The sequence below is a fragment of the Methylibium sp. T29 genome (assembly GCF_000576205.1).
GTDB lineage: Bacteria > Pseudomonadota > Gammaproteobacteria > Burkholderiales > Burkholderiaceae_C > Methylibium > Methylibium petroleiphilum.
The window spans coordinates 1-8393 of the sequence record NZ_AZND01000147.1 but is presented as its reverse complement, the minus strand read 5'-3'; the positions used below and the strand labels follow the sequence as shown (position 1 = coordinate 8393).

At 66.3% G+C, this 8393-nt stretch carries 10 protein-coding genes and 1 tRNA gene; all 11 read left to right on the top strand.

Features of this window, described 5'->3' with window-relative positions; translation table 11 throughout:
- The coding region (locus tag x551_RS15305; protein WP_036249284.1) for an NAD(P)H-quinone oxidoreductase at positions 1-760 on the top strand (760 nt) is incomplete at its 5' end.
- Positions 761-782: 22 nt separating this feature from the next.
- Positions 783-1529 carry a triose-phosphate isomerase gene (gene tpiA / locus x551_RS15300; protein WP_036230575.1) on the top strand — a complete coding sequence of 249 codons (747 nt, stop codon included), beginning with the start codon at positions 783-785 and terminating at the stop codon, positions 1527-1529.
- Positions 1530-1562: 33 nt separating this feature from the next.
- Entirely contained in the window at positions 1563-1976 is a 414-nt protein-coding gene (gene secG / locus x551_RS15295) for a preprotein translocase subunit SecG (protein ID WP_036230553.1), read from the top strand.
- 180 nt (positions 1977-2156) lie between these two features.
- Positions 2157-2241, top strand: a tRNA-Leu gene (locus tag x551_RS15290).
- A 191-nt stretch (positions 2242-2432) separates the two neighbouring features.
- Positions 2433-2792, top strand: a complete 360-nt coding sequence (locus x551_RS15285; RefSeq protein WP_011829002.1) for an NADH-quinone oxidoreductase subunit A — start codon at positions 2433-2435, stop codon at positions 2790-2792.
- Between the two features lie 24 nt (positions 2793-2816).
- On the top strand, positions 2817-3293 hold the full coding sequence (locus x551_RS15280) for an NADH-quinone oxidoreductase subunit B (protein WP_011829003.1): 477 nt from the start codon (positions 2817-2819) through the stop codon (positions 3291-3293).
- Between the two features lie 21 nt (positions 3294-3314).
- Positions 3315-3926, top strand: coding sequence for an NADH-quinone oxidoreductase subunit C (locus x551_RS15275; RefSeq protein ID WP_036230555.1), 612 nt, complete (start codon positions 3315-3317; stop codon positions 3924-3926).
- A gap of 25 nt (positions 3927-3951) precedes the next feature.
- Positions 3952-5205 carry an NADH-quinone oxidoreductase subunit D gene (locus x551_RS15270; RefSeq protein ID WP_011829005.1) on the top strand — a complete coding sequence of 418 codons (1254 nt, stop codon included), beginning with the start codon at positions 3952-3954 and terminating at the stop codon, positions 5203-5205.
- On the top strand, positions 5202-5690 hold the full coding sequence (gene nuoE, locus x551_RS15265; protein ID WP_036230557.1) for an NADH-quinone oxidoreductase subunit NuoE: 489 nt from the start codon (positions 5202-5204) through the stop codon (positions 5688-5690). The genes x551_RS15270 and nuoE overlap by 4 nt, the downstream gene beginning before the upstream one ends.
- An 11-nt stretch (positions 5691-5701) precedes the next feature.
- Positions 5702-7048 (top strand): NADH-quinone oxidoreductase subunit NuoF, encoded by a 1347-nt coding sequence (gene nuoF, locus x551_RS15260; RefSeq protein WP_011829007.1) that lies wholly within the window; start codon positions 5702-5704, stop codon positions 7046-7048.
- A 13-nt stretch (positions 7049-7061) separates the two neighbouring features.
- A partial coding sequence (gene nuoG, locus x551_RS15255; RefSeq protein WP_036249282.1) for an NADH-quinone oxidoreductase subunit NuoG occupies positions 7062-8393 on the top strand: 1332 nt, incomplete at its 3' end.

Sequence of the window (8393 nt, the reverse complement as noted above, 5' to 3'; positions counted from 1 at the left end):
GCTGGCTGCGGCAGGCTTCCGGCTCGGCGACCGCGTCTGCGCGCTCACCCACGGCGGTGGCTATGCGCAGCGCTGCGTGGCGCCGGTCGGCCAGTGCCTGCCGGTGCCGGCCGGCTGGAGCGACATCGAGGCGGCCAGCCTGCCGGAGACGCTGTTCACGGTCTGGATCAACGTCTTCGAGCGGGCCCGACTCCAGCCCGGCGAGACGCTGCTGGTGCAGGGCGGTGCCAGTGGCATCGGCGTGACGGCGATCCAACTGGCCAAGGCCTTCGGTTGCAGAGTGTTCGTGACGGTCGGCGACGACGCGCGGGCGCAGGCCTGCCGCGCCATCGGCGCCGACGAGGCGATCAACTACCGGACCCGGGATTTTGTTGCCGAAGTCGAGCGCCTGACCGGAGGCCGGGGGGTCGATGTGATCCTCGACATGGTGGCCGGCAGCTACGTGGCCCGTGAACTCCGGTGTCTGGCCGACGACGGACGGCTGTCCATCATTGCGGTGCAGGGCGGCACGAAGGCCGAGTTCGACGGCGGCGCGCTGCTGCGCCGCCGGCTCACCATCACCGGCTCCACGCTGCGTCCACGCACCACCGAGTACAAGGCGGCCGTCGGTGCCGCGCTGCGCGCCCGGGTCTGGCCGCTGATCGAGGCCGGGCGTTTCAAGCCCATGATCCACAAGACGTTTCCCGCCGCGCAGGCTGCGCAGGCTCATGAGCTGATGGAGTCCGGTCAGCACGTGGGCAAGCTCGTCTTGACCTGGTGACAAGGAGAAGCCAATGAGTGACATCCGCCGCAAACTGGTGGTCGGCAACTGGAAGATGCACGGCACCCACGCCACGAACGAGGCCCTGCTCGAAGGGCTGAAGTCGGCCGGCCCCTTGCCCTGCGAGGCCGCGGTGTGCGCACCATTTCCCTATCTGGCGCAGGCGGCGGAGCGGCTGGCCCGCAGTGCGATCGCCTGGGGTGCGCAGGACTGCTCGGTGCATGAGCAGGGCGCCTACACCGGCGAGGTCTCGGTGGCGATGCTGGCCGACTTCGGCTGCCGCTACGTGATCGTCGGGCACTCGGAGCGGCGTGCCCTGCACGCCGAAAGCGATCAGCTGGTGGCCGACAAGGCCCAGGCGGCGCTGGCCAGGGGCGTGACGCCGATCGTCTGCGTCGGCGAGACACTCGCGCAGCGCGATGCAGGCGAGACGGAAGACGTTGTCAAGCGGCAGCTCTCGGCCGTGATCCATACGCTTGCGCACTGCGTTGGCGAGATGGTGGTGGCCTATGAGCCGGTGTGGGCCATCGGCACGGGCCGCACAGCCAGTCCGGAGCAGGCGCAGGCGGTCCATGCGCTGCTGCGGGCTCAGCTTGCCGCGGCCACGCCGCGCGCTGCGCAGATGAAGTTGCTCTACGGCGGCAGCGTCAAGCCCGACAACGCCGCGACGCTGTTCGCTCAGGTCGACATCGACGGCGGCCTGATCGGCGGCGCGTCGCTGAAAGCCGCTGATTTCATCGCGATCTGTCGTGCCGCGAGCACGCGCTGAACGCCGCTAGTTCTTGAATCCTGGAGTCGATCTATGCAGATGCTGTTGACGGTGATGGTGGTGGTGCAGATGCTTTCCGCGCTGGTGATGATCGGCCTGGTGCTGATCCAGCACGGCAAAGGCGCCGACATGGGCGCGTCGTTCGGCAGCGGCGCCTCGGGCAGTCTGTTCGGTGCCTCGGGCAGCGCGAACTTCCTGTCGCGCTCCACGGGTGTGTGTGCGGCGATCTTCTTCGCCTGCACGCTGGCGCTCGCCTATTTCGGCAACCTGCGTGCGAGCACCGGCGGTGGCGAGTCCATCCTGGAGCGCGCGGTTCCTGCATCGACGGCGGCGAGCGCGGCGCCAGCCTCCCAGATCCCCGGTGCGGCATCGGCTGCCGCGCCGGTCGTCGTGCCGCAAGCGCCTGCAGTCGAAGCCTCGGGGGCCGCTCAGATCCCTGCGAAGTGACAGCCAGGCGATAGCTTTCCCGACCCGCGTGGCACGGCAGCGCAAGTGGCTGTTGTCATGCTGCGAATGGCGCAAAGTCGTACCAGTTTGACGATAGAATCAGTGGCTGTCCGGTGAGCAATTCCTCATGCAATCCGGGCGGTGAATTCCGCGGTGCACGTGGCTGCGGAGCGAGTGAAGGCCGTCGTGGTGAAATTGGTAGACACGCTATCTTGAGGGGGTAGTGGCGAAAGCTGTGCGAGTTCGAGTCTCGCCGACGGCACCAAGAACAAGAAACGTTCGTTTCGGGCTGGAGCAGCATCCGGCGCAGCCCAAAGCGCCCTGACAGCAATGCACAGGGGACCGGGCGCGCTGAGCGTGTGGAGGGGTCTGGCAACAGGCCGCGTCACTGCAGCGCGCTTTGTTTTTGCCGGATGAGCGCAGCCAATCGATCGACGTACCGAGCCACGCACCACGATGAACCTCGAGTCCTACCTGCCGGTGATCCTGTTCATCCTCGTGGGCGCTGCGGTCGGCATCGCGCCGCAGTTGATCGGTTTCATCTTCGGCCCGCACCGGCCCGATGCGGACAAGAACTCTCCGTACGAGTGCGGCTTCGAGGCCTTCGAGGACGCGCGGATGAAGTTCGACGTGCGCTACTACCTCGTCGCCATCCTGTTCATCCTGTTCGACCTGGAGATCGCCTTCCTGTTCCCCTGGGCCGTTGCGCTCAAGGAGATCGGAGCGCCGGGCTTCTGGGCCATGATGGTTTTCTTGGGCATCCTGGTCGTCGGCTTTGCCTACGAATGGAAAAAAGGCGCTTTGGATTGGGAATGACCGCAATGACCAGGAGCTTCTGAGATGGGCATCGAAGGCGTTCTCAAGGAGGGGTTCATCACCACCTCCGCCGACAAGTTGATCAACTGGTCGAAGACCGGTTCGCTGTGGCCCATGACCTTCGGTCTGGCGTGCTGCGCGGTCGAGATGATGCACGCGGGCGCGGCCCGCTACGACATCGACCGCTTCGGCATGCTGTTCCGCCCCAGCCCGCGCCAGAGCGACCTGATGATCGTCGCCGGCACGCTGTGCAACAAGATGGCGCCGGCCCTGCGCAGGGTCTACGACCAGATGGCCGAGCCGCGCTGGGTGCTGAGCATGGGCTCGTGCGCGAACGGCGGCGGTTACTACCACTACAGCTATTCGGTCGTGCGCGGCTGCGACCGCATCGTGCCGGTCGATGTCTACGTGCCGGGCTGTCCGCCAACGGCCGAGGCGCTGCTCTACGGCATCCTGCAGCTGCAGGCCAAGATCCGGCGCGAAAACACCATCGCCCGCTGAACCGGACGCTGCTGCCCCTCCATGGACCACAAAATCGACCTCCTGCAGCCGGCCCTCGAAGCCGCACTGGCCGGCAAGATCCAGGCGCTGGTGCGCGATCGCGGCGAACTGACACTGACGGTGGCGGCCGCCGACTATCTGGCCGTGTGCACGACGCTGCGCGATCATGCCGAGCTGAAGCTCGAGCAGCTGATCGACCTGTGCGGTCTCGACTACTCGTCCTACAAGGACGGCGCGGGCTCGCCCTACACCGAAGGCCCGCGCTACTGCGTCGTGCTGCACCTGCTGTCGGTCAGCAAGAACTGGCGCCTGCGGCTCAAGGTGTTCTGCGCCGACGACGGGTTGCCCGTCGTGCCGTCGGTCAACGAGATCTGGGCTGCCGCAAACTGGTTCGAGCGCGAGGCCTTCGATCTCTACGGCATCGTGTTCGAGGGCCATGCTGACCTGCGCCGCATTCTCACCGACTACGGCTTCATCGGTCATCCGTTCCGCAAGGATTTCCCGACCACCGGGCACGTGGAGATGCGCTACGACGCCGAGCAGCGTCGCGTGATCTACCAGCCTGTCACGATCGAGCCGCGCGAGATCACGCCGCGCATCATCCGCGAGGACAACTACGGCGGTCTGCACTGACGCGCTGCGAGAACCCGAGTCCCTCATGGCCGAGATCAAGAACTACACCCTCAATTTCGGGCCGCAGCATCCGGCGGCCCACGGCGTCCTGCGCCTGATCCTCGAGCTCGACGGCGAGGTGATCCAGCGCGCAGATCCGCACATCGGCCTGCTGCACCGCGCGACCGAGAAGCTCGCGGAGAGCAAGACCTACATCCAGTCGCTGCCCTACATGGACCGTCTCGACTACGTGTCCATGATGTGCAACGAGCACGCCTACTGCCTGGCGATCGAGAAGCTGCTCGGCGTCGATGTGCCGGTCCGTGCCCAGTACATCCGCGTGATGTTCTCCGAGATCACGCGCATCCTGAACCACCTGCTGTGGATCGGCGCTCACGGTCTCGACTGCGGTGCGATGAACATCCTCATCTACGCCTTCCGCGAGCGCGAGGACCTGTTCGACATGTACGAGGCGGTGTCGGGTGCGCGCATGCACGCGGCCTACTTCCGTCCGGGCGGCGTGTACCGCGACCTGCCGGACACCATGCCGCAATACCGGGTCTCGAAGATCCGCAACGCCAAGGCACTGGCGAAGATGAACGAGAACCGGCAGGGCTCGCTGCTGGACTTCATCGAGGACTTCTGCCGTCGGTTCCCCAAGAACGTCGACGATTACGAGACGTTGCTCACCGACAACCGCATCTGGAAGCAGCGCACCGTGGGCATCGGCGTCGTGACGCCGGAGCGCGCACTGAACCTCGGCTTCACCGGTCCGATGCTGCGCGGCTCGGGCATCGCCTGGGACCTGCGCAAGACGCAGCCCTACGACGTCTACGACCGCGTCGATTTCGACATCCCGGTCGGTGCCGGCGGCGATTGCTACGACCGCTACCTGGTGCGCGTCGAGGAGCTGCGCCAGTCGAACCGCATCATCCAGCAGTGCGCGGCCTGGCTGCGCGCCAACCCCGGCCCGGTGATCACCGACAACCACAAGGTCGCGGCGCCGGGGCGGGTGGACATGAAGTCCAACATGGAAGAGCTGATTCACCACTTCAAGCTCTTCACCGAGGGCTTCCACGTGCCCGAGGGCGAGGCCTACGCGGCCGTCGAGCACCCGAAGGGCGAGTTCGGCATCTACCTGGTGAGCGACGGTGCCAACAAGCCCTACCGACTCAAGATCCGCGCGCCCGGCTTCGCCCACCTCGCGGCGATGGACGAGATGTCGCGCGGCCACATGATCGCCGACGCCGTGGCGGTGATCGGCACGATGGACATCGTTTTCGGCGAGATTGACCGATGACACTTTCCGAAGCCACCAAGGCGCGCTTCGACCGCGAGGTCGCCAAGTACCCCGCCGAACAAAAGCAGTCCGCGGTGATGGCCTGCCTGGCCATCGTGCAGCAGGAGCAGGGGCACGTGTCGGCCGATGCCGAGCGGGCCATCGCGGCCCACCTCGGCATGCCGCCGATCGCGGTGCACGAGGTGACCACCTTCTACAACATGTACAACCAGCAGCCGGTCGGCCGCTTCAAGCTGAACGTCTGCACCAATCTGCCGTGCCAGCTGCGCGATGGTGAGACCGCGCTGCAGCACGTGTGCAAGAAGCTCGGCGTCGAGCCCTACGGTTCCACGGCCGACGGTGTGTTCACCGTGCAACCGAGCGAATGTCTCGGCGCCTGCGCCGACGCGCCGGTGATGCTGCTCAATGACCGCCAGATGCTGAGCTTCATGACCGAGCAGCGGCTCGACGAACTGCTCGCGCTGCTGGCAGCGCAACCGAAGTGAGGGCGCCGACGATGCTCGACCTGTCGAAGTTCCAGGCCACCGGTCGCGAGACCTGTTTCCACGACCGTCACATCGGCGCGCAGATCGTCGCCGGGCTCGACGGCCGCAACTGGCGCCTGAAGGACTACGAGGCGCGCGGCGGCTACCAGGCGCTGCGCAGGATCCTGCAGGGTGGCGAGGGCGTCGAGCCGATGACGCCGGACCAGGTGATCGCCGAGGTCAAGGCCTCCGGGCTGCGCGGGCGCGGCGGCGCAGGCTTCCCGACCGGGCTGAAGTGGAGCTTCATGCCGCGCCAGTTCCCGGGCCAGAAGTACCTGGTCTGCAACTCCGACGAAGGCGAGCCGGGTACCTGCAAGGACCGCGACATCCTTGCCTACAACCCGCACATCGTCATCGAGGGCATGATCATCGCGGCCTACGCGATGGGCATCTCGGTCGGCTACAACTACATCCACGGCGAGATCTTCGAGATCTACGAACGTTTCGAGGAAGCGCTCGAGGAGGCCCGTGCCGCCGGTTACCTGGGCAACGCCATCCTCGGCTCCGCCCACAGCTTCCAGTTGCACGCCTTCCATGGCTTCGGTGCCTACATCTGCGGCGAGGAGACGGCGCTGCTCGAATCGCTGGAGGGCAAGAAGGGTCAGCCGCGCTTCAAGCCGCCGTTCCCGGCCAGCTTCGGCTTGTACGGCAAACCGACGACGATCAACAACACCGAGACCTTCGCCGCGGTACCCTGGATCATCCGCAACGGCGGCCAGGCCTATCTGGAATGCGGCAAGCCGAACAACGGCGGCACCAAGATCTTCTCGATGGTCGGCGACGTCGAGCGTCCCGGCAACTACGAGATCCCGCTCGGCACGCCGTTCTCGACATTGCTCGAGCTCGCCGGCGGCGTGAAGGGCGGCCGCGGCCTGAAGGCGGTGATCCCGGGCGGCTCGTCGGCGCCGGTGCTGCCGGCCTCGATCATGATGAACACGACGATGGACTACGACTCCATCGCGAAGGCTGGCTCGATGCTGGGTTCCGGTGCGGTGATCGTCATGGACGACACGCGCTGCATGGTCAAGAGTCTGCTGCGCCTGTCCTACTTCTACCAGCACGAGAGCTGCGGCCAGTGCACGCCGTGCCGCGAAGGCACCGGCTGGCTGTGGCGCATGGTCGATCGCATCGAGCGCGGCCACGGCCGGATGGAAGATATCGATCTGCTGAACTCCGTGGCCGACAACATCCAGGGGCGCACGATCTGCGCGCTGGGTGATGCGGCCGCCATGCCGGTGCGCGCGATGATCAAGCACTTCCGCGAGGAGTTCGTGCACCACATCGAACACAAGACCTGCACGGTCCCGGCCTACGTCTGACGGGACACCCAAGATGGTTGAAATCGAACTCGACGGCCGCAAGGTCGAGGTGCAGGAAGGCAGCATGGTGATGCATGCCGCCGACAAGGCCGGCACCTACATCCCGCACTTCTGCTATCACAAGAAGCTCAGCATCGCGGCCAACTGCCGGATGTGCCTGGTCGACATCGAGAAGGCGCCCAAGCCGATGCCGGCCTGCGCCACGCCGGTGACGCAGGGCATGATCGTGCGCACCAAGAGCGACAAGGCGCTCAAGGCGCAGAGCTCGGTGATGGAATTCCTGCTCATCAACCACCCGCTCGACTGCCCGATCTGTGACCAGGGAGGCGAGTGCCAGCTGCAGGACCTGGCGGTGGGCTACGGCAAGTCGGCCTCGCGCTACGAGGAAGAGAAGCGCGTCGTGCTGCACAAGGACGTCGGACCGCTGATCTCCATGGAGGAGATGAGTCGCTGCATTCACTGCACCCGCTGCGTGCGCTTCGGCCAGGAAGTGGCCGGCGTGATGGAGCTGGGCATGATCCATCGCGGCGAGCACAGCGAGATCACCACGGTGGCCGGCGACACGGTCGACTCCGAGCTGTCGGGCAACATGATTGACATCTGCCCGGTCGGTGCGCTCACCAGCAAGCCGTTCCGCTACAGCGCCCGCACCTGGGAGCTGTCGCGCCGCAAGTCGGTCAGCCCGCACGATTCGACGGGCGCGAACCTGATCGTGCAGGTCAAGAACCACCAGGTGATGCGTGTCGTGCCGCTCGAGAACGAGGCGGTCAACGAATGCTGGATCGCCGACCGCGACCGCTTCTCCTACGAAGCCCTGAACACCGACGAGCGCCTCACCGCGCCGATGATCAAGCACGACGGGCAGTGGCGCACCGTCGACTGGAATACCGCGCTGGAGTACGTCGCCAACGGGCTGAAGTCGATCCAGTCCGAGCACGGTGCCGCGTCCATCGGTGCGCTTGCCACCGCGCACAGCACGGTGGAAGAGCTTTACCTGCTCGGGCAACTGGTGCGTGGCGTGGGTTCGGACAACATCGACCACCGCCTGCGGCATGCCGAGTTCGACACGGTCGAGAAGGCTCGCTGGCTCGGCACGAGCATCGAGTCGCTGTCGACGCTGGACCGCGCCTTCGTCATCGGTTCCTTCCTGCGCAAGGACCATCCGCTGTTCGCGCAGCGTCTGCGCCAGGCGGCCAAGCACGGCGCGCAGGTCTCCAGCCTGCATGCGCTGGCCGACGATTGGCTGATGCCGATCTCCACGCAGCTCACCGCGGCGCCGAGCGCCTGGGTGGCCGCACTGGCCGGTGTGGCCGCGGCGGTGGCCTCGCACACCGGCGCCGCGGCG